This window comes from Citromicrobium bathyomarinum, from assembly GCF_021021475.1.
Classification (GTDB): domain Bacteria; phylum Pseudomonadota; class Alphaproteobacteria; order Sphingomonadales; family Sphingomonadaceae; genus Alteriqipengyuania; species Alteriqipengyuania bathyomarina.
The window spans coordinates 760,171-778,991 of the sequence record NZ_JAINWL010000001.1; the positions used below are offsets into that span (position 1 = coordinate 760,171).

At 67.0% G+C, this 18,821-nt stretch carries 23 protein-coding genes; 11 read left to right on the forward strand and 12 right to left on the reverse strand.

Annotated elements, in window-relative coordinates; translation table 11 throughout:
- Positions 1–28 precede the first annotated feature (28 nt).
- Positions 29–250: a hypothetical protein gene (locus K7H93_RS03865; protein WP_010234394.1), complete on the forward strand. Its 222-nt coding sequence runs from the start codon at positions 29–31 to the stop codon at positions 248–250.
- Positions 251–257: 7 nt separating this feature from the next.
- Here the strand turns inward: K7H93_RS03865 and K7H93_RS03870 are convergent, their stop codons facing one another.
- Entirely contained in the window at positions 258–1,310 is a 1,053-nt protein-coding gene (locus tag K7H93_RS03870; protein ID WP_230782573.1) for an A/G-specific adenine glycosylase, read from the reverse strand.
- Positions 1,311–1,339: 29 nt separating this feature from the next.
- Here K7H93_RS03870 and K7H93_RS03875 point away from each other — a divergent pair, with 29 nt between their 5' ends.
- From K7H93_RS03875 to K7H93_RS03890, 4 genes are all read left to right on the forward strand, one after another.
- The gene (locus K7H93_RS03875; protein ID WP_230782574.1) at positions 1,340–1,942 is read left to right on the forward strand and encodes a DUF721 domain-containing protein; all 603 of its coding nucleotides are present in this window, start codon (positions 1,340–1,342) and stop codon (positions 1,940–1,942) included.
- On the forward strand, positions 1,942–2,652 hold the full coding sequence (locus tag K7H93_RS03880; RefSeq protein ID WP_230782575.1) for a thioredoxin domain-containing protein: 711 nt from the start codon (positions 1,942–1,944) through the stop codon (positions 2,650–2,652). Before K7H93_RS03875 ends, K7H93_RS03880 begins: the two co-directional genes overlap by 1 nt.
- Before the next feature lie 102 nt (positions 2,653–2,754).
- Positions 2,755–3,528: a DsbA family protein gene (locus K7H93_RS03885; RefSeq protein WP_010234385.1), complete on the forward strand. Its 774-nt coding sequence runs from the start codon at positions 2,755–2,757 to the stop codon at positions 3,526–3,528.
- A gap of 22 nt (positions 3,529–3,550) precedes the next feature.
- Entirely contained in the window at positions 3,551–6,973 is a 3,423-nt protein-coding gene (locus K7H93_RS03890; protein WP_230782576.1) for an AAA family ATPase, read from the forward strand.
- Between the two features lie 19 nt (positions 6,974–6,992).
- Here the strand turns inward: K7H93_RS03890 and K7H93_RS03895 are convergent, their stop codons facing one another.
- A complete protein-coding gene (locus tag K7H93_RS03895) occupies positions 6,993–7,607 on the reverse strand; it encodes a LysE family translocator (protein ID WP_230782577.1) in 615 nt (204 codons plus the stop codon).
- 64 nt (positions 7,608–7,671) lie between these two features.
- Between K7H93_RS03895 and K7H93_RS03900 the strand changes: the two genes are divergently transcribed.
- Positions 7,672–8,124, forward strand: coding sequence for an Lrp/AsnC family transcriptional regulator (locus tag K7H93_RS03900; RefSeq protein ID WP_230782578.1), 453 nt, complete (start codon positions 7,672–7,674; stop codon positions 8,122–8,124).
- A 22-nt stretch (positions 8,125–8,146) separates the two neighbouring features.
- Here K7H93_RS03900 and K7H93_RS03905 read toward each other — a convergent pair whose 3' ends face one another.
- The 5 genes from K7H93_RS03905 to rpmF are packed head-to-tail and all read right to left on the reverse strand — an operon-like array spanning position 8,147 to position 11,343.
- Positions 8,147–8,617 (reverse strand): MerR family transcriptional regulator, encoded by a 471-nt coding sequence (locus tag K7H93_RS03905; RefSeq protein ID WP_230782579.1) that lies wholly within the window; start codon positions 8,615–8,617, stop codon positions 8,147–8,149.
- 1 nt (position 8,618) lies between these two features.
- Positions 8,619–9,023, reverse strand: a complete 405-nt coding sequence (locus K7H93_RS03910) for an integration host factor subunit alpha (RefSeq protein ID WP_255351380.1) — start codon at positions 9,021–9,023, stop codon at positions 8,619–8,621.
- 51 nt (positions 9,024–9,074) lie between these two features.
- A complete protein-coding gene (locus K7H93_RS03915; protein WP_338080277.1) occupies positions 9,075–10,055 on the reverse strand; it encodes a beta-ketoacyl-ACP synthase III in 981 nt (326 codons plus the stop codon).
- A complete protein-coding gene (gene plsX / locus K7H93_RS03920; protein WP_230782580.1) occupies positions 10,052–11,134 on the reverse strand; it encodes a phosphate acyltransferase PlsX in 1,083 nt (360 codons plus the stop codon). The genes K7H93_RS03915 and plsX overlap by 4 nt, the downstream gene beginning before the upstream one ends.
- 26 nt (positions 11,135–11,160) lie before the next feature.
- Positions 11,161–11,343 (reverse strand): 50S ribosomal protein L32, encoded by a 183-nt coding sequence (rpmF, locus tag K7H93_RS03925; protein WP_010234375.1) that lies wholly within the window; start codon positions 11,341–11,343, stop codon positions 11,161–11,163.
- Positions 11,344–11,575: 232 nt separating this feature from the next.
- Between rpmF and K7H93_RS03930 the strand changes: the two genes are divergently transcribed.
- Positions 11,576–11,974 carry an MAPEG family protein gene (locus tag K7H93_RS03930; RefSeq protein WP_230782581.1) on the forward strand — a complete coding sequence of 133 codons (399 nt, stop codon included), beginning with the start codon at positions 11,576–11,578 and terminating at the stop codon, positions 11,972–11,974.
- 34 nt (positions 11,975–12,008) lie between these two features.
- Here the strand turns inward: K7H93_RS03930 and K7H93_RS03935 are convergent, their stop codons facing one another.
- On the reverse strand, positions 12,009–12,650 hold the full coding sequence (locus K7H93_RS03935; RefSeq protein WP_230783153.1) for an MBL fold metallo-hydrolase: 642 nt from the start codon (positions 12,648–12,650) through the stop codon (positions 12,009–12,011).
- Positions 12,651–12,768: 118 nt separating this feature from the next.
- Here K7H93_RS03935 and K7H93_RS03940 point away from each other — a divergent pair, with 118 nt between their 5' ends.
- The gene (locus K7H93_RS03940; RefSeq protein WP_230782582.1) at positions 12,769–13,170 is read left to right on the forward strand and encodes a cytochrome c; all 402 of its coding nucleotides are present in this window, start codon (positions 12,769–12,771) and stop codon (positions 13,168–13,170) included.
- Between the two features lie 29 nt (positions 13,171–13,199).
- Here K7H93_RS03940 and K7H93_RS03945 read toward each other — a convergent pair whose 3' ends face one another.
- Positions 13,200–13,445, reverse strand: a complete 246-nt coding sequence (locus K7H93_RS03945; RefSeq protein ID WP_230782583.1) for a Flp family type IVb pilin — start codon at positions 13,443–13,445, stop codon at positions 13,200–13,202.
- A gap of 292 nt (positions 13,446–13,737) precedes the next feature.
- On the opposite strand from K7H93_RS03945, the gene K7H93_RS03950 reads away from it, so the two are divergent.
- Positions 13,738–14,244 carry a hypothetical protein gene (locus tag K7H93_RS03950; RefSeq protein ID WP_230782584.1) on the forward strand — a complete coding sequence of 169 codons (507 nt, stop codon included), beginning with the start codon at positions 13,738–13,740 and terminating at the stop codon, positions 14,242–14,244.
- A 3-nt stretch (positions 14,245–14,247) separates the two neighbouring features.
- Here K7H93_RS03950 and K7H93_RS03955 read toward each other — a convergent pair whose 3' ends face one another.
- Entirely contained in the window at positions 14,248–14,943 is a 696-nt protein-coding gene (locus K7H93_RS03955; protein WP_230782585.1) for a S24 family peptidase, read from the reverse strand.
- A gap of 112 nt (positions 14,944–15,055) precedes the next feature.
- Between K7H93_RS03955 and K7H93_RS03960 the strand changes: the two genes are divergently transcribed.
- Positions 15,056–15,256 (forward strand): hypothetical protein, encoded by a 201-nt coding sequence (locus K7H93_RS03960; RefSeq protein WP_226661047.1) that lies wholly within the window; start codon positions 15,056–15,058, stop codon positions 15,254–15,256.
- Positions 15,246–15,593, forward strand: a complete 348-nt coding sequence (locus K7H93_RS03965) for a hypothetical protein (RefSeq protein ID WP_230782586.1) — start codon at positions 15,246–15,248, stop codon at positions 15,591–15,593. The genes K7H93_RS03960 and K7H93_RS03965 overlap by 11 nt, the downstream gene beginning before the upstream one ends.
- Before the next feature lie 91 nt (positions 15,594–15,684).
- On the opposite strand, the gene K7H93_RS03970 is transcribed toward K7H93_RS03965, so the two are convergent.
- Positions 15,685–17,115 carry an aldehyde dehydrogenase family protein gene (locus tag K7H93_RS03970; protein WP_230782587.1) on the reverse strand — a complete coding sequence of 477 codons (1,431 nt, stop codon included), beginning with the start codon at positions 17,113–17,115 and terminating at the stop codon, positions 15,685–15,687.
- A gap of 28 nt (positions 17,116–17,143) precedes the next feature.
- On the reverse strand, positions 17,144–18,805 hold the full coding sequence (locus K7H93_RS03975) for an acetolactate synthase large subunit (protein ID WP_230782588.1): 1,662 nt from the start codon (positions 18,803–18,805) through the stop codon (positions 17,144–17,146).
- Positions 18,806–18,821: the final 16 nt, after the last annotated feature.

Sequence of the window (18,821 nt, forward strand, 5' to 3'; positions counted from 1 at the left end):
CCGGAGGTGCGTTAACCATATAAGACACATGCTCAACATCCTTTCCTGGCTGTTCGGAATCGTCGGCCTCATCATCGTCATCCCCGCAACCATCCCGTTTCTGGGCTGGGCGAACTATTTTGCCATGCCGTTCCTGATCCTCGGGATCATCCTCGGCTTTCTGTCGTCGAGCACCAGCGGGCGGACCTTCTGCATCATCGTGACCATCCTGGCGGTGATCCGGCTGTTCCTGGGCGGCGGCATCTTCTAGCTTTGCGTTAGATCAGGCGTTCGCGCGCCGCGATCGCCAGCCGCGCAGCCTTGGCGAACAGGGTCGGCAGGCCCGCCTCGCCGATCCGCTCGACCGGCCACCATTCGCCCTGCGCCAGCCCCGTCTCCTGTGCGTTCTCCAGCCGCAGCACGCTCAGCTCGATCACGAAATGCGTGAAGGTGTGGCGTACCACGCCCGCCTCTTCGCAAACGCCCGCCAATGGCGGATCGCCCGATCCATCGCCTGCCGCCGACCAGCCATCGTCGGGCAGCGCGCGCATTCCGCCGAGCATTCCCTCGGGTGCCCGCTGGACCAGCCACACCGCCCCCTCACGCTCGATCCAGTAGGCCCTGCCCTGCCGCACGGGCTTGGCCTTCTTCGCAGCCTTGACCGGCAACCGCTCGGGATCGTGTCCGCGCGCCGCGCAATCCGCCGCGAGCGGGCAGGCGTCGCAGTTCGGAGCGCGCGGGGTGCAGATGCGGCTGCCCAGATCCATCATCGCTTGCGCGAAATCGCCGCTGCGTTCGTCCGGGGTGATCAGATCCGCCCCCTCGCGGATCGCCGGCCTCGCTCCGGGTAACGGAGTGTCGATGGCGAATAACCGCGCGACCACCCGCTCGACATTGGCATCGACCACCACCGCGCGCCGCCCGAAGGCGATCGCAGCGATTGCGGCGGCGGTGTACGCACCCACGCCGGGCAGCGCGCGCAGCTCTTCCTCGGTTTCGGGAAAACCGCCCAGTTCGGCGACCACGCCCGCCGCCTTCACCAGATTGCGCGCACGCGAGTAATAACCCAGCCCCGCCCAGGCAGCCATCACATCCTCCTGCGGCGCGGCAGCGAGTGCCTCTACGCTCGGCCAGCGGGTCGTGAACGCGGCGAAGTATGGTTTCACCGCCGCCACGGTGGTCTGCTGCAGCATGATCTCGGACAGCCACACGCGATAGGGATCGGCGGGCTGCTCGCCCGGAGCGCTGCGCCACGGCAGCGCGCGGGCGTGCTCGTCGTACCAGGCAAGCAGCCGGGCCGGAATTTGCGCACAGGTCTCTCTGGTGGTCACGCGCCGCCTATGGCATCGGTGGCCGCGCGATGGAACGCAAGCCTCCCCCCAAATCCGCGACCGGCAGGAAAAGCGCGAAGAAGACCGGCCCGAAAGGCGGCCCAAAAACCGGGCCAAAAACCGGGAACGTGCGCCCGTTCGAGCGCTCGCGCGGCAGCGGGGTGAAGCCGGTCGGCGATCTGATGCCGCAGGTCGGGCGCACCGCGTTCCGCCGTTACGGCTTCGTGCAAAGCTCTGTCGTGACCCGCTGGCCGGAGATCGTCGGGACGGACCATGCCAAGGTCTGCGCGCCCGAATCGATCCGCTTTCCGCCGGGCGAGCGCGCCGATGGTATCCTCCAGCTGGTGGTCGCGCCCGCCCATGCTCCGTTGATCCAGCATGTGATCCCCGAAATCATCGAGCGGACCAACCGCTTCTTCGGCTATCGCGCGGTCGCGCGGGTCAAGCTGCGGCAAGGTACGGTTCAGCCGCGCGCGGTAGAGCCCCAGCGCAGCACGAGGCCGCCCGAACTCAAGCCGATTCCGATGGAACTGGGCGAGTCTTTGCGCGATATCGGGGACCCCGAACTGCGCGCCGTGCTCGAAGGGCTCGCGCGCACGCTGGGCGACGACACGAACGGAGAAACGCATTGATGACGCGTATCATGGCCACCCTGCTGGTGATGCTTGCCGGTCTGGCAAGCCCGGCAGCGGCGCAGAACTGGCTGCAGACGGTCGAACGAACGCCCTTTTCGCACATCGTCGGCAATCCCGATGCCCCGGTCACGCTGACCGAATATATCAGCTACACCTGCCCCCATTGCCGCGAATTCGCGATGCAGGGAGAGGAAATCCTCAAGCTCGGCTACGTCTCGAAGGGTGATCTGCGCTACGAATATCGCAATGTCGCGGCCAACCCGGTCGATCTGACCGCGACCATGATGGCCCGCTGCGGCGCGCCCGAAAAGTTTCCCGGCAACCATTCAGCACTGATGATGGCGCAGCCCCAGTTCAATGCGCTGCTGCGGCTCGCGACCAAGTCGCAGACCGACCGGTGGTTCAACGGCGACAAGGCCGCGAGCCGCCGCTCCGTTGCGAGCGACCTCAACCTCTACGCGATTTTCGAGCGGCGCGGATATACCCGGGTGGAACTGGACCGGTGCCTCGCCGACCAGGCGCTTGCAGACCGGATCGAAGGCGCGATCGAGGCCGATATCGTGACCTATGGTCCGATCTCGACTCCCAGCTTCGTCGTCAACGGCACCATGCTGGAAGGCGTGCACACCTGGGACCAGCTGCAACAGGCGCTGGCCAGCGCGGGCGCGCCGGGGGCATCTGCCCAGTCCGGCGATCCCGCCGACTAGCGTTGCCCGGCTGCGGTGCCGGTGGAGAACCTGCGCCCCGCACCTTCCGAATCGCCAGACCTTCCGCCTAAGCTTTCCAATCGGCACGAAAAGGACCGCCCGATGAACGCCCCGATCAAATCCGTGATCCGCTCCAAAACCTTCGCCCTTACCGCGCTGGCCCTGCCGCTCGCGCTTGGCCTGGCCGCCTGTGGCTCGGGCGATGACGCCGAAGCCTCGATCAGTGGCGAGCCGGTGGCCGAAGTCTCCGCGCCCGACGGCCAGGTATGGTCCGAAATGGCGCAGAAGACCGATCGCGGCGGCTATCTCGTCGGCAACCCGGATGCGCCGATCAAGCTGGTCGAGTACGGCTCGCTCACCTGCCCGGCATGCGCCGCCTTCTCGATGCAGGCAAGCGAGCCGCTGATGAACGACTATGTCGACAGTGGCCGGGTCAACTTCGAATTCCGCAGCTTCGTGATTCACGGCCCGCTCGACCTCGCGCTGACCCGGCTGGTCGATTGCGGCACGCCCGAGCAGGCGGTGCCGCTGGCCGATCAGGTCTGGGCCAACCTGCCCACGATCATGCAGCCGCTGCAGGAGCGCGGCCCGCAGCTCGAAGCCGCGCTGAACCTGCCCGAGGACCAGCGCTTCGTCGCCTTCGCCGACACTGCCGGCCTGCTCGATTTCTTCGCCGCGCGCGGGGTCAGCCGCGATCAGGCACGCACCTGCCTCGCCGATGCCGGCCGGCTGAGCGAGATCGCCGATGTGTCGGAAACCTACGGCACGCAGGACGATATCACCCAGACGCCGACCTTCGTGCTGAACGGCAAGAAGCTCGACGATTCGAGCTGGACCGCAATCGAAGCCGCCCTCCAGCGCGCGGGCGCGCGCTAGGCGCGGGTAGCGGGCACGGCGGATGGAGATCCGGCAGCTTCGCCTGTCTGGCTTCAAGAGCTTCGTCGAGCCCGCAACCCTGCGCATCGAACCCGGGCTGACCGGGGTCGTCGGCCCCAACGGCTGCGGCAAATCCAACCTGCTCGAAGCGATCCGCTGGGTGATGGGGGAAACCTCCGCCAAGTCGATGCGCTCGGGCGGGATGGAAGACGTGATCTTCGCCGGCACGGCCGAGCGTCCCCCGCGCCAGTTCGCCGAAGTGGTGCTGACCGGCGCGGACGATTCCGGCGACGAGCTGGAAGTGGTCCGCCGGATCGAACGCGGCGCGGGCAGCGCCTACCGCGTCAACGGCAACGACGTGCGGGCAAAGGACGTCGCGCTCGCCTTTGCCGATGCGGCGACCGGGGCCCACTCCCCCGCACTCGTCAGCCAGGGCAAGATCGCGCACATGATCGCGGCCAAGCCGGTCGAACGACGCGCGATGCTGGAAGAAGCGGCGGGGATCGCCGGGCTGCACGTGCGGCGCAAGGATGCCGAGAGCAAGCTGCGCCAGACCGAGAGCAACCTCGCCCGGCTGGAAGACTTGCTCGCGGGGCTCGACAGCCAGATTACCTCGCTCAGGCGGCAGGCCAAGCAGGCGGAACGCTATGCGAAGCTGACCGACGAGATCGGGGTCGCCGAGGCACGGCTGGTGTTCGCCCGCTGGCGCGATGCCGCAGCCAGCGCGCAGGCCGCGCGCAAGGCGGCGGGCGAGGCGGAGGCCGCGGTCGAGGCGGCCAAGACGCGTGCGGGCGAGACCGAGACGGCGCAGCGCGATGCGGCGGAAAAACTCGCCGACGCGCGCGATGCGCTGGTCGCCGCGCGCACCGATGCGGGCGCGCAGGAGCAGCGGCTCGCCAGTCTGGAGAAAGAGCGTGACGCAGCGCTCGCCCGGCTGGCCGATCTCGACCGGCAGGCCGCGCGGCTGGAAGAGGATCGCGAGGATTACGGGCGCACCGGGCGCGATGCGGCGGATGCGCTCCAACGGCTCGAAGCCGAACTGGCGGCGAGCGAGACGTCGCGGGCGGAAGCCGAGGCTGCGCTGCCGCAGGTGATCGCGGATGCCGAGCGGGCCGAGCAGGCCGAACGTTCCGCAGAGCTGGAGCTCGCGCGCGCCAATGCGGATTACGCCGCGCTCGATGCCGAATGGCGTGTCGCGCGCGCCGCGCTCGACACGGCGGAGCGGCGGATCGCCAAGCTTGCGAGCGAGGCGGAACGGCTGGAGGAGAGCGCGCGCCAGCAGGCCGGCGCGCAGGACCCCGAGCAGGCGCTGGCCGAGGCGCAGGCCGCCGCAACGCAAGCGGGCGAAGCGCAGGAGGCGCTGGCGGGGCGCATCGAAGGCCGCCGCGAGGCGCGCGATGCCGCGCGCAAGTCGCTGGAGCAGGCGCAGGAAGCGCTCGCCGAAGCGCGCGCCGAACTCGCCGGGGTGGAGCGTGAACACGCCGCGCTGGAGAAGGACCAGCGCACCCGCGACAAGGCGCGCGCGGCCAAGGCGGGCAAGCCGGTCGCGCTCGATCGCGTGCGTGCCGCGCCCGGTTACGAGGCGGCACTCGCCGCAGTGCTGGGCCGCGATGGTCGCAGCCCGCTGGGCGCCATGCCCGAGGCGGAGGATGGACGCTTCTGGACCGGCGCGCCGCAGCCCGAGCCGGTGGCCGATTCGCTGCTGCACCATCTCGGCGATTGCCCCGAGGAACTGCGCGCGCGCCTCGCGCGGGTGCAGGTGGTCGAGGCGGATGATGGCCGCGCTCTGGAGCCGGGCACCTGGCTGGTCACGCTGGCAGGCGCGCTGCGCCGGTGGGACGGGCTGGTCGTGCGCGGCGAGGGCGGCGCGGAGGCGGCGCGGCTCGAAGCGGCCAACCGCCTCGCCGCGCTGGCCGAACGACTGCCCGAATTGCAGCAGTCCGCCGCCAATACGGACGCCCGCGTGGGCGAAGCGCGCGCGGCGCTCGATGCGGGACAGGCGGATTTCTCCCGCGCCGAAAGCGAGCGCGAAGCGGCCGCGCAGGCCGAGCGCGAGGCGCTGCGTGCGCTCGACCGCGCGGAGGCGGCGCTCGCCAGCCATGCCGAACGGGCGCGCCAGCTCGAACAGGCGCGCACCGACCTCGCCGACCAGCGCGCCACTGCAACGCGCGAGCTGGAGGCAGCACAGGCGACGCTGGCCGGGCTGACCGATCCCGAAGCGCTCGCCGCGCGGCGCGATGCGGCCCGCTCCGCCCACGAGACCGCGCGTGCGCAGCTCTCCGCCGCCACCGCCGCGCGCGCGGCGCAGGAACAGGCGCTCGCGGTCGCAAAGGAGCGCGTCTCCGCCCATCGCGCCGACCGCGCGCACTGGGATCGGCGGGCGGACGAGGCTGCGCGCCGGCTGGCGGAGATGGACAGCCGCTTTGCCGAGATCGCCGCCGCGCGCGAACAGGTCGGCGATCAGCCCGAGCGGCTGGCCCACGACCTAGAGACTGCGCGGACCAGCCACCGCGAAACCGCCGCGCGGCTCGCCACCTTGCAGGACACGCTCGACACCGCGCAGTCGGCCGCCGACGCCGCCGATACAGCGCAGCGCGCCGCCAACGAAGCGCTCTCCGAAGCGCGCGAGCGGCGCGCCCAGCTGGCCAACCAGGCCGAGAACGAGGACGCGCGGCGGGCGGAGATGGCGCGCGTTTCGGGCGAGCGCTTCCACAAGCCCCCGCCGCTGCTGCCCGCCGCATACGAGTTCGACGAAGCGGATGTAGCCGACCGGGAGGCCGAGTCCGAAACGCTCGACAAGCTGACCCAATCGCGCGAACGGATCGGCCCGGTCAATCTGGTCGCCGCCGACGAACTCGCCAAGATCGAGGAAGAGCACGGCTCTACCACTGCCGAGCGCGAGGAACTGACCGAGGCGGTGCACCGCCTGCGCGGTTCCATCGGGCAGCTGAACCGCGAGGGACGCGAGCGGCTGCGCGCCGCGTTCGAGCAGGTCGATACGCATTTCCAGAAGCTGTTCGCGCGCCTGTTTGAAGGCGGTGTCGCGCATCTCGCGCTGATCGACAGCGACGATCCGCTGGAGGCGGGGCTGGAGATCTACGCCCAGCCGCCGGGCAAGCGGCTGCAATCGCTCACGCTGCTATCGGGCGGGGAACAGGCGCTGACCGCGATCGCGCTCACCTTCGCGCTGTTCCTGACCAATCCCGCACCGATCTGCGTGCTCGACGAGGTCGACGCCCCGCTCGACGACGCCAATATCGACCGCTTCTGCGACCTCCTGGAGGCGATGACGCAAGAGACCAGCACGCGATACCTGATCGTGACGCACAACGCGGTCACGATGAGCAGGATGCACCGCCTGTTCGGGGTGACCATGATCGAGAAGGGCGTCAGCCGCCTCGTGAGCGTGGACCTGCAAGCCGCCGAATTGCTAGCGGCGGAGTAGGCGATCGGGCAGCCTCCGACTACCGGACGAACTCCGCGACCAGGACCGGTGCAAGCGTGGCGAGCAAGCATGCGGCCATCGTATAGTTGAATGCTCTCAATCGCGCAGGATTCGACAGCCACCGTGCGGCCTGCGTGCCCAGCCCCGCCCAAGCGGAGACGCAGGGCAGATTGACGATCCCGAACACCGCCGCGACGAGCATCAGCGCCCCAGTAGAATCGCCGGGCGCGTAGAGGGTGATCGCGCTCAGCGCCATCATCCACGCCTTGGGATTGACCCACTGGAACAGCGCGGCCTGCAGGAAGGTGAAGGGGCGCCCCCGCCCACTATTGCTGCCGACCGGGGCGGCATTGGCGATCTTCCACGCCAGCCACAGCAGATACAGCGCGCTGACCACGGTGAGCACCAGGCGGATGACCGGAAACATCTCGAACAGCCGCGCCAGTCCCAGACCGACCAGCAACAACATCACGACGAAGCCGCAACCGATACCGAGGATGTGCGGCACGGTGCGACGCATGCCGAAATTCGCGCCCGACGCCATTACCATGACGTTGTTCGGCCCCGGGGTGATCGAGGAGACCAGGGCGAAGCCTGCAAGCGCGGGGAGCAGATCGAATGTCATGTGCGCCATAATATGCAATTCATCGCCGAATGAAGTTGCAATCATCGCTCAATCACGGCTATCGACGCAATAAATGCGCGCGATTGACACCATCACTCGCAAGATATTGCACGAGCTCTCGCTGGACGGGCGAATCAGCAATCTCGAACTCGCGCAGCGGGTCGGCCTGTCGCCGTCGGCATGCCTGCGGCGGGTGCAGGAGCTGGAGCGCAGCGGCGTCATCGATGGTTATCGCGCGGTACTCAACCGCGCGGCGCTGGGCATCGGCTTCGTCGCCTATGTCGCGGTCGGGCTGAACAAGCACACAAAGGCCGCGCAGGAGGCGTTCGAGGCAAAGATGGCCGATGCGCCCGAAGTGACCGAGTGCCACAACGTGACCGGCTCGGTCGAATACCTGCTGCGCGTCGAAGCCGCCGACCTGACCGATTACAAGCGCTTCCACACCCAGATCCTGGGCACGGTCGAGCAGGTGCAGTCGATCACATCCTACGTTGTCATGGGATCGCCGAAAGACGAGCGCGCCTGACGGTCAGCGCGCGATTGGCAAGCTACTCGGCGATCGCCGCCGCCAGCCCCTCACGGATCGCCTTCAACTCGTCGAGCAAGACCCGGTCGGCGGCGCGGCGCAGACGCGGGTGCGGTTGCTGTGCGGACGGTTCGTCGTGGTCGGGCAGGTCGCGCGCGGTCAGGTAACGGCGCACGCCCTCGCGCGGTGCTTCTGGTTCCTGGTCGTCCCCGTTTGCAGGATTCATGCCTGCCCGCCCCTTCTCGATCGCCGCGCGTGCGCCCTTGAGAGTGTAGCCTTCGCCATTCACCAGCCGGTCGATCGTTTCGACCAGCGCGACATCGTCGGCCCGGTAATAGCGGCGCCCCCCGCTCCGTTTCAGAGGCTGCAGCATCGGGAACTGCTCTTCCCAATAGCGCAGCACGTGTGCCTTGATGCCAAGCGCCTTGCCAAGCTCGCCGATGGTCCGAAGCGCGTCTGCGTCCTTGCCATCGTCGAAGCTGCGGCGGGCCATGTCAGCTTCCGTCTGCGATCCGGTCGCGCAGGGTCTGGCTGGCGCGGAAGGTCATCACCCGGCGCGGGGTGATCGGCACCTCGACCCCGGTCTTGGGATTGCGGCCGACGCGTTCCTTCTTGTCGCGCAGCACGAAGCTGCCGAAGCCGGAAATCTTGACGTTCTCGCCGTCCTTCAGGGAATCGCACATATGCGCGAGGATCGATTCGACCAGCGCCAGCGATTCCGCGCGGCTGAAGCCGAGTTTGCGATTGATGGTTTCGGCCAGATCGGCCCTGGTCAGCGTACCCGCCGAGCGCGACATCGTGAGGAATCCCTTTTTCTGTTCTTGCCGGGTGTTCTCGAAAGAGCCTCGATAAACCGCCGAAAGCCTAGCAATGATTACGTGGTGCCGCAAATGCGACACAGCGTTTTTTGCACCATCGGCGATTCGCGTGCCCTACGGGGCCGCGCGGGCTCAGAGCCGGACCAGGCTTGCGCCCCATGTGAACCCGCCGCCCATCGCTTCGAACAGCACCAGATCGCCCGGCTTGATCCGCCCGTCGGCACGCGCGGCAGCGAAGGCGAGCGGCACGGATGCGGCAGACGTGTTGGCGTGCTTGTCGACCGTGACGATCACCTTTTCGGGCGCCAGGCCCAGCTTCTTGGCGGTCGCTTCCAGAATGCGGATATTGGCCTGGTGCGGCACGACCCAGTCGATCTGGTCGACGGTGATGCCTGCCTTGGCGACCACATCGCCCAGCACCTGCGCCAGATTGCCGACCGCGTGGCGGAACACCTCGCGCCCCTTCATCCGCAGGTGGCCCACGGTCTGCGTGGTTGAGGGCCCGCCATCGACATAGAGCAGGTCGTGCTGCGCGCCGTCGGCATGGAGCTGCGAGGTCAGGATGCCCGGCCCCTCGCTCTTCGCGGTATCCTCGGCAACGTCCTGCGCTTCCAGCACGATCGCGCCCGCGCCGTCGCCGAACAGCACGGCGGTGGTGCGGTCTTCCCAGTCGAGAATGCGGCTGAAGGTTTCCGCGCCGATCACCAGCGCGCAGGTCGCCTGCCCGCTGCGCAGCATCGCGTCGGCGGTGGTCATCGCATAGAGGAAGCCGGAGCATACCGCCTGCACGTCGAACGCGGGGCAGCCATTGCAGCCCAGCGCGGCCTGAACTTTGGTGGCGGTCGCGGGGAAGGTGTTGTCGGGCGTCGCGGTGGCGAGAACGATCAGGTCGATCTTCTTCGCGTCGACCCCCGCATCGGCGAGCGCCGCGCGGGCGGCCGCGATCGCCAGCGTCCCGGTGGTTTCCCCCTCGCCCGCGATATGGCGCTGGCGGATGCCGGTGCGCTCCACGATCCACTCGTCGCTGGTGTCGAGCCGGCCTGCCAGCTCTGCATTGGTCACGACGCGTTGGGGCATGGCAGAGCCAGCCCCGCGGATGAGGGAGCGGATCACTTGGCGCTGCTCTCGATCTTGCTTGTGTCGGTGCGGATACGGTGGCCATTGGCCATCAGGCTGTCGCCCAGTTCGGCGAGGTCTTCGCCGATCCGCGCGGTGAGGTCTTCTTCGAGCAGCCGCGCCGCCACTGCGACCGCGTTGGCGACGCCATTGGCCGTGGCGCTGCCGTGGCTTTTCACGACCACGCCGTTGAGGCCGAGGAAGACCGCGCCATTGTGGTTGTTGGGGTCGAGATGGTGACGCAGCAGCTCGGTCGCGGGGCGCGAGACGAGGAAGCCGATCTTGGAGCGCAGCGAGGAGCGGAACGCGGTCTTGAGCAGGTCGGTCACGAACCGGGCCGAGCCTTCGATGGCCTTCAGCGCGATATTGCCGGAGAAACCGTCGGTCACCACCACGTCGACATCGCCGCGGTTGATCTTGTCCGCTTCGACGAAGCCGTCGAAATCGATCGCCAGCGTCTTGGCCGCGCGCAGGTGCTTTGCCGCTTCCTGCACTTCGCCGGTGCCCTTGATGTCTTCGGTGCCGATGTTGAGCAGGCGCACGCGCGGACGCGGACGCCCGGTGACGATGCGGGAATAGGCCGCACCCATGATCGCGAACTGGACGAGATTGCGGGCATCGCACTCGGTATTGGCACCGAGGTCGAGCATGATGACGTCCTGCTCTTCGAGCGTGGGGAGCAATGCGGCGAGCGCGGGCCGGTCGATCCCCGGCAGGGTGCGCAGCGCGACCTTGCTGATCGCCATCAGCGCGCCGGTATTGCCCGCGCTGACCGCAGCGCCAGCTTCGCCGCGTTTCACCGCGGCGACAGCCTCGCCCATCGACGTGCCCTTGGCACGGCGGAGCGCCTGCGAAGGCTTGTCCTCGCCTTCGACCACCGATTCGCAATGGCGGATCTCGGCCGCACCGGCGAGCCCGGGATGGCTCTCCAGCGCGCGCTCGATCTGCGCACGGTCGCCCATCAGCAGGAAGCTGAACTTCTCGTGCCGACGGCGGGCGAGGGCTGCACCCTCGACCATCACGCGCACGCCTTCGTCGCCGCCCATCGCGTCGACGGCGATACGCGGAAGACTCATGCGATTACGTCCTTACCGTGATGGGCTCAGAGGCCCTTGGGCTCAAGCACCAGGCGGCCATTATAATGACCGCAGTGGCCGCACATGTTGTGCGGGCGCTTCAATTCGCCGCAATTGTCGCATTCATGGAAGGCTTCGACCTTCAGCGAATCATGCGCGCGCCGATTGCCCCGGCGATGCGGCGATACTTTTCTCTTGGGGACGGCCATGGCGGCACCTGTTCTAAACGGTTAAAAATCAATACTTGAGAGCCGCCCTTAAGCGAGGGGAAGCACCTGCACAACGGCTATGTCGTGCGGCGCTCACGCTCCGTCAATGGCGGCAAGAGGCGCGCGCTATACCGATTCTGCCGCGCGATGCAAGCGCAGCTTGGCGCTTGGCCATCGCGAACACCGCGCTAAAGCCTGTCCCCCTCACACGATCTGCACGGGAGAGAATGCGATGGATATCATGCTGCCGGTGTCGCTGACCAGCGCCGCCATGTTCGGGCTGCTGGCGCTGTGGCTGGCGGTGCGCTGCGGCCGCGCGCGGCTGAAGGCGAAGGTCGGCCACGGCGATGGCGGCAATCCCCTGCTCGCCCGGCGGATGCGCGCCCAGCTCAATTTCGTCGAAACCGCGCCCTTCGTGCTCGTGCTGATCGTGCTGATCGAGCTGGCCGGGCGCGGCGGGATGTGGCTGCACCTCCTCTCGATCCTGTTCGTGTTCGCGCGAATCCTGCACGGCGTGGGAATGGACGCGGAGAGAGGCGGGCTGCCGAGGCAGATCGGTGTGATCGTGACGATGCTCACGCTGCTGGGGCTGAGCGTGTTTGCCGCACTGATCGGATTCGGGGTGGTCTGAGCGCCCCTCTCTTAACGGAGGGGCGCTGCCGCGCTCACGTCAGCGCCGCGTCGCCCACGAAGGGGTTGGTGCGGCGTTCCTGGCCGAAGGTGCTGGTCGGGCCGTGGCCGGGGATGAAGGTGACATCATCGCCCAGCGGCCACAGCTTCCTGGTGATCGCATCGATCAGGCTCTGATGATCGCTCATCGGGAAATCGGTGCGCCCGATGCTGCCCTGGAACAGCACATCGCCCACGATCGCGAACTTGCGCTCGCGGTTGAAGAAGATCACGTGGCCCGGCGTGTGGCCGGGGCAGTGGATCACCTCCAGCGTCAGGTTGCCGACGGTGACGGTGTCGCCATCCTCCAGCCACCGGTCGGGCTCGAAACTCGCGGCCTCCATCTGGAACCGCGCGCCGTCTTCATCGAGCCGCGCAATCCAGAACCGGTCCGCCTCGTGCGGGCCTTCGATCGGCAGGCCGAGTTCCTTCGCCAGCATCCCGGCCTGCCCGCAATGGTCGAGATGGCCGTGGGTGATGAGGATCTTCTCCAGCTCCACCCCCGCCTTGGCGACGCCCGCCTTCAGCTTGTCGAGGTCTCCGCCGGGGTCGATCAGCGCGGCCTTGTTGGTCTGCGTGCACCAGATCAGCGAGCAGTTCTGCTGCAGCGGCGTCACCGGCAGGATCGCGGCTTTCATGGGGGAGGCTTGGGAAGAGGCGTTGGTCTGGGTCATGCCCCCCGAGATGGAACACCGATTGATCGGTGGCAAGGGCGGCAGTACCCTTCCCCAAGGCCTGAAAAAGGGATCGCAGACCATGAAGCCGCAATTCGTCCTGCTCGCAGCCGTGGGCACTCTCGCACTGGCAGCCTGCCAGCCGGATACGCCCGTGCAGTCGGCCACCGCTGCCGAGCCGCAGCCGAGCCGCGCGGAGCTTGCCCAGACCGATGCCGACGGCGTGCCGATGCTGGTGGGCGCGGTGTGCGGCAGCTGCCATGCGGTGACGCCGGGCACGCTCTCGCCCCTGCCGCAGGCGCCGACCTTCCCCGAAATCGCCAATCGCGAAGGGCTGACCCGCGAAACGCTGACCGCCTATCTGCGCGATGCGCACAACTACCCGGACATCATGGATGTGGGGCTGACCGACGCGGATGTCGCGCTGGTCACCGATTACATGCTGTCGCTGAAAGATCCCGACTACCGCCGTCCCCCGTCCTGAAAAACAAGCCGGAAGGCGCGCAGATCGCCTTAGCGTGGGACGCGATTGCCACCGCCCGGTCGACCGGGGACGCGCGGGGGCGTTGCCGTGGCCGCAGGAGCGGGCTCGTCCGCAGCAGGCTCCAGCGCGACCGCCGCATTGGAATAGCTTTTAGCCGTCTCGGTGCCGAGCGCGTTGAGCGCCCCGACGAGGCCGACCCCGATCAGCGCCATGATGACTGCATATTCGATCGCCGATGTGCCCGTCTCGTCGCGCAGCAGATGTCTGGTAATCATCACGCCCCCCGGATTGCGCGGGAAGCATGACGCTCGAAGGTGAAGAATCCTCTAAACGACGCAGAAACGTTAGGGATACGGACTCCTGCACCGAGCCAAACTCCGTCACGGTCGAGACTGATCAGCGCGGCCTGGCTCGCCTGCGCGCTCCAGACCCGCAAGCATGATCGCCCCATTGATGTGGAGGTGATTGCAAGGATCATGCGCCGGATCGGTGGCCTCGCCCCCTTCGACCGACTGCTCCTCTCGCGCAGCTTGCCATTCCCAAGCAGCGCGCTCAAACAGTGACGCCATGAACCCTTGGCCGTCGTTATTCTGCATGCTCATCTTGGCCAGCTGCGGCTCGCCAAAGGAAGAGGGAAGGCCCGATGATAGCGAGCGGGGCGCCGCGCCGGAGCTAGCGGTCGACGAAGCAGCCAAGAGCTCGTCACTCGTCTTCCCGCTGTTCTATCGCGAAAACGACAATCCAAAGGGCTTCACCAAGGTCGTCGGGTCGATGGATTCAATGGGAGAGAATGCCCCTCCAGGCAGCGAACATCAGGCCTTTGTCTCCGCACTACTCAAATGCAGTCCGGGGGCAGCGTGGTACGAGGCAACCGGCAACTGGTATGCGATCGTCATGCCATCGGAAGACTCGGCAAGCTGGTCCTCTGTCGATCATGGTCCGCCAGCCGATGACGAAATCATAGAATGCGTCAGAGAGAACACATCGGTGACCTTTTTCTATCGAAAGGCGGACAGCGGCACGCAAACATGGAGACTCCGGTCGGCCGATGATCCGTCTCGGGACGTATTTTAGCGCTCACAACCGCCCGCTCTTCCACACCACGCGGCCGAGCACCTCGATCTCGTCCAGCCCGACCTCCACTGGCGGGTAGGCGAGGTTCTGGCTGAGCAGGGCGATCCGCCCCGCCCCCGCGCTCGCCAGCCGCTTGACCATCAGCGTGTCGCCCATGCGCACGACGTGGACCCCATCCCGCTCGAACCGCGATCCGCGATCGATCAGAATCTCGTCGCCGTGGCGCAGCAGCGGCTCCATCGAATCGCCCTCCACCGTGAGCGCGGAGAGCATTTTCGGATCGAACCCGTTTTCGCGCAGCCAGCGGCCCGAAAAACCGAAATTGTCGAACGGCGCCTCGCCATTGGCGAATTGCCCCGGCCCGGCCGCTGCGGCGAGCGAGAGGCGCGGGATCGCGTGGAAATCCTCGTCGCCCGCAGAGTAGCGAGACGCACCATAGGATTTTTCCTCCGCGCCACTCATCTCGGGGGCCAACTCACTCTCGTCGACACCGAAGAACTGGGCCAGCGTGCGCCGGTCCTGCTCCTCCAGCTTGCGCGGGCTCCCCTTGCGGATGAACTGCTGCAAATAGCTGGAATTGCGGTCGATAAGCTTGGAAAGCGCCGAAAGGCTTGAGCCGCGCGCCTGCGCGAGTTCGAGCAGGCGCGCACGCGCCGGATCGCCTGGCAGGCTGCCCACAGAGGGTCGATCATCGCTCATACACAATTTCCTATAGCGAAAGATTTTTCCTAGACAAGTAGGATTTCACAGGCGAGCAATCCTTCACCGCGGCGCCGAATCGACCTGTCAAAGCCATCTGTGAGGGAAATTTATGCTGATTCGAAGGATAGAGAGGTTTTTGCGCGAATTCGACATGCCCGCGACGAAATTCGGGCGTCTCGCGACGCATGATCCACGCTTCGTGCTCGACCTGCGCAACGGGCGCATGCCGCGCTCCGGCACTGAACGGCGCGTGGACGGCTTCATGGCCGAATGGCGCGCCCGGATGGAGGAGCCGCGCCATGCACGCTGAAGCCCTTCCCACCCTCGCCCCGCGCCGGGGCAGCGCCGGGAGGCTCGAACGCGCGCTGATCGCGCTCGCCGGGGGCGAGGGCCGCGTGCTCGACCACCGCGAACGTGGCTGGGCGAGCATCACCTTCGCAGGCACGCGCCACACGGTGCGGCTGGCGTTCGACACGCCCGAGGGGATCGCAGGCGGCGAACTGCTCATCGCCGAGCTGCCCGATCACGAATTCGCCCTGCCCGGCCAGCTGGTCGCGGATGCGACGGTCAGCGCGGTCGACCATGCCCTGGCCCCCTCACCCCGGCTCACCGTCACCTGCGAATTGCTGCTGCTGGAGGACGGATGAGCCAGTGACCGTGGCGGGGGTGGTTTTTAACCCCCTGGACTGTGTGTCAGGTGTGTCAGGGGCCGCGGGACACCGGCCCAGAACACGCCGGTCACCGCCGGATCACGAGGTTCCTGATCTCGGTCATGTCCTCCATCGCGAAGCGCACGCCTTCGCGGCCCAACCCTGAGTTCTTGACCCCGCCATAGGGCATGTTGTCGACCCGGTAGCTGGGGATCTCGTTGATGCAGATGCCGCCGTAATCCAGCCGGTCCCACGCATCGAACATCTTGAACAGGTCGCGGGTGAAGATGCCCGCCTGCAGCCCGAATTCGGAGCGGTTGGTTTCCTCGATCGCCTCGTCGAAGGTGGAGAACTTCATGAGGACGGCAAGCGGCCCGAACACTTCCTCGTTCACCACCTTGGCATCGCGGTCGACGTTTTCGAGCAGGGTTGCAGGGATCATCCGCCCCCCGCGCGTGCCGCCGCACAGCAGCTTTGCGCCATGGTCGAGGGCTTCCTTGGTCCATGCCTCGACCCGTTCGGCCTCGCCGTCGTCGATCATCGGGCCGATGAAGGTGTCCTTGTCCTTCGGATCGCCCGCGACGAGGGCCTTGGCTTCCTCGACCAGCATGTCGCGAAACTCGTCGTACACATCCTCGTGAATGAGGATGCGCTGGACCGAGATGCATGACTGGCCGGACTGGTAGAAGGCGCCCTTGATGACGCGCGGCAGGGCATCCTTCAGGTCGGCATCACGGTCGATGATGACCGCGGCGTTGCCGCCCAGCTCCATCACGACCTTCTTCTTGCCTGCCCGCGCCTTCAGCGCCCAACCGACCTCGTCGGACCCGGTGAAGCTGAGCAGCTTGAGGCGTTCGTCGGTGGTGAACAGGTCCGCGCCGTCGCGGCTGGCGGGCAGGATCGAGAACGCGCCCTTGGGCAGGTCCGTCTCCGCCAGCACCTCGCCGATGATGATCGCGCCCAGCGGGGTCTTGCTCGCGGGCTTGAGGATGAAGGGGCAGCCCACGGCCAGCGCCGGCGCGATCTTGTGCGCGGCAAGGTTGAGCGGGAAGTTGAAAGGAGAGATGAAACTGCACGGGCCGATGGGCACACGCTTCCAGATCGCCTGATAGCCCTTGGCGCGTTCGGAGATGTCGAGCGGCATAACCTCGCCGCCCAGCCGCACGCTTTCCTCGGCAGCGATGCGGAAGGTGTCGATCAGGCGGGTGACCTCGCCCTCGCTGTCGCCGATCGGCTTTCCGGCCTCGACGCACAGCGCATAGGCGAGTTCGTCGAAGCGTTCCTCGAACCGCTTCACGCAGTGCATCAGCAAGTCCTGCCGCTGATAGCTGGCGAGCCGCGCCATCGGCTCCGTCGCCTCGACCGTGCCGACGATCGCGTCGTCGATGATCTCGGGCGTGGCGAGCGCGGTGCGGAAGGCGACCTCGCCGGTGTACTTGTCCGTCACCTCGAGATCGGTGTTGGGCTGCGCGGCCTCGTTGCGAAGGTAGAGGGGGTAAGTGTCCTTGAGCTGTGGCACGGGGGCAATCTCCTTTACCAAGGCAACCTCAAAGCTGCGCGCTGCGTTCCTTGATCTCGTGGTTGAGCAGCGAATCGTTTTCCGAATAATCGACCGGGCAGTCGATCACATGCACCCCGCCCGCATCGCGGCATTGGGCGAGCAGCTGTTCGAGGTGCTCCGCGCTCTCGACCCGGTGACCATGCGCGCCGAAGCTTTGCGCGTAGTCGACGAAATCGGGATTGCCGAAGGTCAGACCATAATCGGCCAGCCCCATGTTCTTCTGCTTCCAGCGGATCATGCCATAGGCATCGTCGCGCAGGATCAGCACGGTCAGGTCGACGCCCAGCCGCACCGCCGTTTCCAGCTCCTGCCCGCTCATCATGAAGCCGCCATCGCCGCACACCGCCATCACCTTGCGCTCCGGGTGGACCAGCGCGGTGGCGATCGCACTCGGCAGTCCCGCACCCATGCTGGCGAGCGCATTGTCGAGCAGGATCGTGTTGGGCAGGTGCGCCATGTAGTTGCGCGCGAACCACAGCTTGTAGACGCCGTTGTCGAGGCAGATCACCCCCTCGCGCGGCATTGCCCGGCGGATCGCGGCGACCAGGAATGGCGGGAAGATCGGGAAGCGGCGATCCTCCATCAGCGCGTCCGAATGCTCGAGCTCCGCCTCGCGGTAACGCAGCATGCAGCCTGCATCCCAGTCCTCGCGAGGGGTGATCGCTTCCTTCATCTGCCAGATCGCGTTGGCGATATCGCCGATCACCTCGATCTGCGGGAAGTAGACCGGGTCCACCTCCGCCGTGTTGTACGACACGTGGATCACGACGCGCTTGTCGTCGCGGTGCATGAAGAAGGGCGGCTTCTCGATCACGTCGTGCCCGATCGAGAGGATGCAGTCCGCTTCCTCGATCGCCCGGTGGACGAAATCGCCCGAAGACAGCGCCGCGCAGCCGAGGAACAGCGGCCGCTCCTCGTCCAGCACGCCCTTGCCCATCTGGGTGGTGACGAAGGGAATGCCGGTCTTGTCGACGAATTCGCCGAGCATCTTGCTCGCCATGTTGCGGTTTGCGCCCGCGCCGATCACCAGCAGCGGCTTCTTCGCGGCTTCCACCGCCTCGACCGCGATCCGCACCGCCTTGGGCTCGGCGGAGGGACGACGCGCGACCGAGGCTTTCAGAGGCGCGGCGACGGCCTCCTCCGCCGCAATGTCTTCTGGCAGTTCGAGATGGGTCGCACCGGGCCGCTCTTCCTCGGCCAGCCGCACCGCCTCGCGCACCCGCGCGGGCAGCGTCTCCCCGCTCGCCAGCTGGTGCGCGAACTTGGTCACCGGGTTCATCATCGCGACCACATCGAGAATCTGGAAACGGCCCTGCTTGGAATGCTTGATCGGCTTCTGCCCGGTCACGGTCAGCATCGGCATCCCGCCAAGCTGGGCATAGGCGACCGCGGTCAGCGCATTGGTCGCGCCCGGCCCCAGCGTGGTCAGGCACACCGCCGCCTTGCCGGTCAGCCGGCCATAGGTCGCGGCCATGAAGCCCGCGCCCTGTTCATGCCGGGTGAGCACCAAACGGATGTCGGAGCGCGAGAGCGAATCGAGCAGGTCGAGGTTCTCCTCGCCCGGAACGCCGAAGACATATTCGACGCCCTCCGCCTCAAGGCATTGGACGAACAGATCGCTCGTCTTGATCGCTTGTCCCTCGGCCATCGCTCTCTCCCCTCCT

Excerpts from the sequence above, each read along its gene's own strand:
- K7H93_RS03885 (WP_010234385.1), top strand. The coding sequence starts at position 2,755 with ATGAACGCCCCGATCAAATCCGTGATCCGCTCCAAAACCTTCGCCCTT.
- K7H93_RS03895 (WP_230782577.1), bottom strand. The coding sequence starts at position 7,607 with ATGGCGCACATGACATTCGATCTGCTCCCCGCGCTTGCAGGCTTCGCC.
- rpmF (WP_010234375.1), bottom strand. The coding sequence starts at position 11,343 with ATGGCCGTCCCCAAGAGAAAAGTATCGCCGCATCGCCGGGGCAATCGG.
- K7H93_RS03965 (WP_230782586.1), top strand. The coding sequence starts at position 15,246 with ATGCACGCTGAAGCCCTTCCCACCCTCGCCCCGCGCCGGGGCAGCGCC.
- K7H93_RS03940 (WP_230782582.1), top strand. The coding sequence starts at position 12,769 with ATGAAGCCGCAATTCGTCCTGCTCGCAGCCGTGGGCACTCTCGCACTG.
- K7H93_RS03960 (WP_226661047.1), top strand. The coding sequence starts at position 15,056 with ATGCTGATTCGAAGGATAGAGAGGTTTTTGCGCGAATTCGACATGCCC.
- K7H93_RS03890 (WP_230782576.1), top strand. The coding sequence starts at position 3,551 with ATGGAGATCCGGCAGCTTCGCCTGTCTGGCTTCAAGAGCTTCGTCGAG.
- K7H93_RS03865 (WP_010234394.1), top strand. The coding sequence starts at position 29 with ATGCTCAACATCCTTTCCTGGCTGTTCGGAATCGTCGGCCTCATCATC.
- K7H93_RS03945 (WP_230782583.1), bottom strand. The coding sequence starts at position 13,445 with ATGATTACCAGACATCTGCTGCGCGACGAGACGGGCACATCGGCGATC.
- K7H93_RS03935 (WP_230783153.1), bottom strand. The coding sequence starts at position 12,650 with ATGAAAGCCGCGATCCTGCCGGTGACGCCGCTGCAGCAGAACTGCTCG.
- K7H93_RS03975 (WP_230782588.1), bottom strand. The coding sequence starts at position 18,805 with ATGGCCGAGGGACAAGCGATCAAGACGAGCGATCTGTTCGTCCAATGC.
- K7H93_RS03930 (WP_230782581.1), top strand. The coding sequence starts at position 11,576 with ATGGATATCATGCTGCCGGTGTCGCTGACCAGCGCCGCCATGTTCGGG.
- K7H93_RS03950 (WP_230782584.1), top strand. The coding sequence starts at position 13,738 with ATGAACCCTTGGCCGTCGTTATTCTGCATGCTCATCTTGGCCAGCTGC.
- K7H93_RS03905 (WP_230782579.1), bottom strand. The coding sequence starts at position 8,617 with ATGGCCCGCCGCAGCTTCGACGATGGCAAGGACGCAGACGCGCTTCGG.
- K7H93_RS03900 (WP_230782578.1), top strand. The coding sequence starts at position 7,672 with ATGCGCGCGATTGACACCATCACTCGCAAGATATTGCACGAGCTCTCG.
- K7H93_RS03955 (WP_230782585.1), bottom strand. The coding sequence starts at position 14,943 with ATGAGCGATGATCGACCCTCTGTGGGCAGCCTGCCAGGCGATCCGGCG.
- plsX (WP_230782580.1), bottom strand. The coding sequence starts at position 11,134 with ATGAGTCTTCCGCGTATCGCCGTCGACGCGATGGGCGGCGACGAAGGC.
- K7H93_RS03880 (WP_230782575.1), top strand. The coding sequence starts at position 1,942 with ATGACGCGTATCATGGCCACCCTGCTGGTGATGCTTGCCGGTCTGGCA.
- K7H93_RS03875 (WP_230782574.1), top strand. The coding sequence starts at position 1,340 with ATGGAACGCAAGCCTCCCCCCAAATCCGCGACCGGCAGGAAAAGCGCG.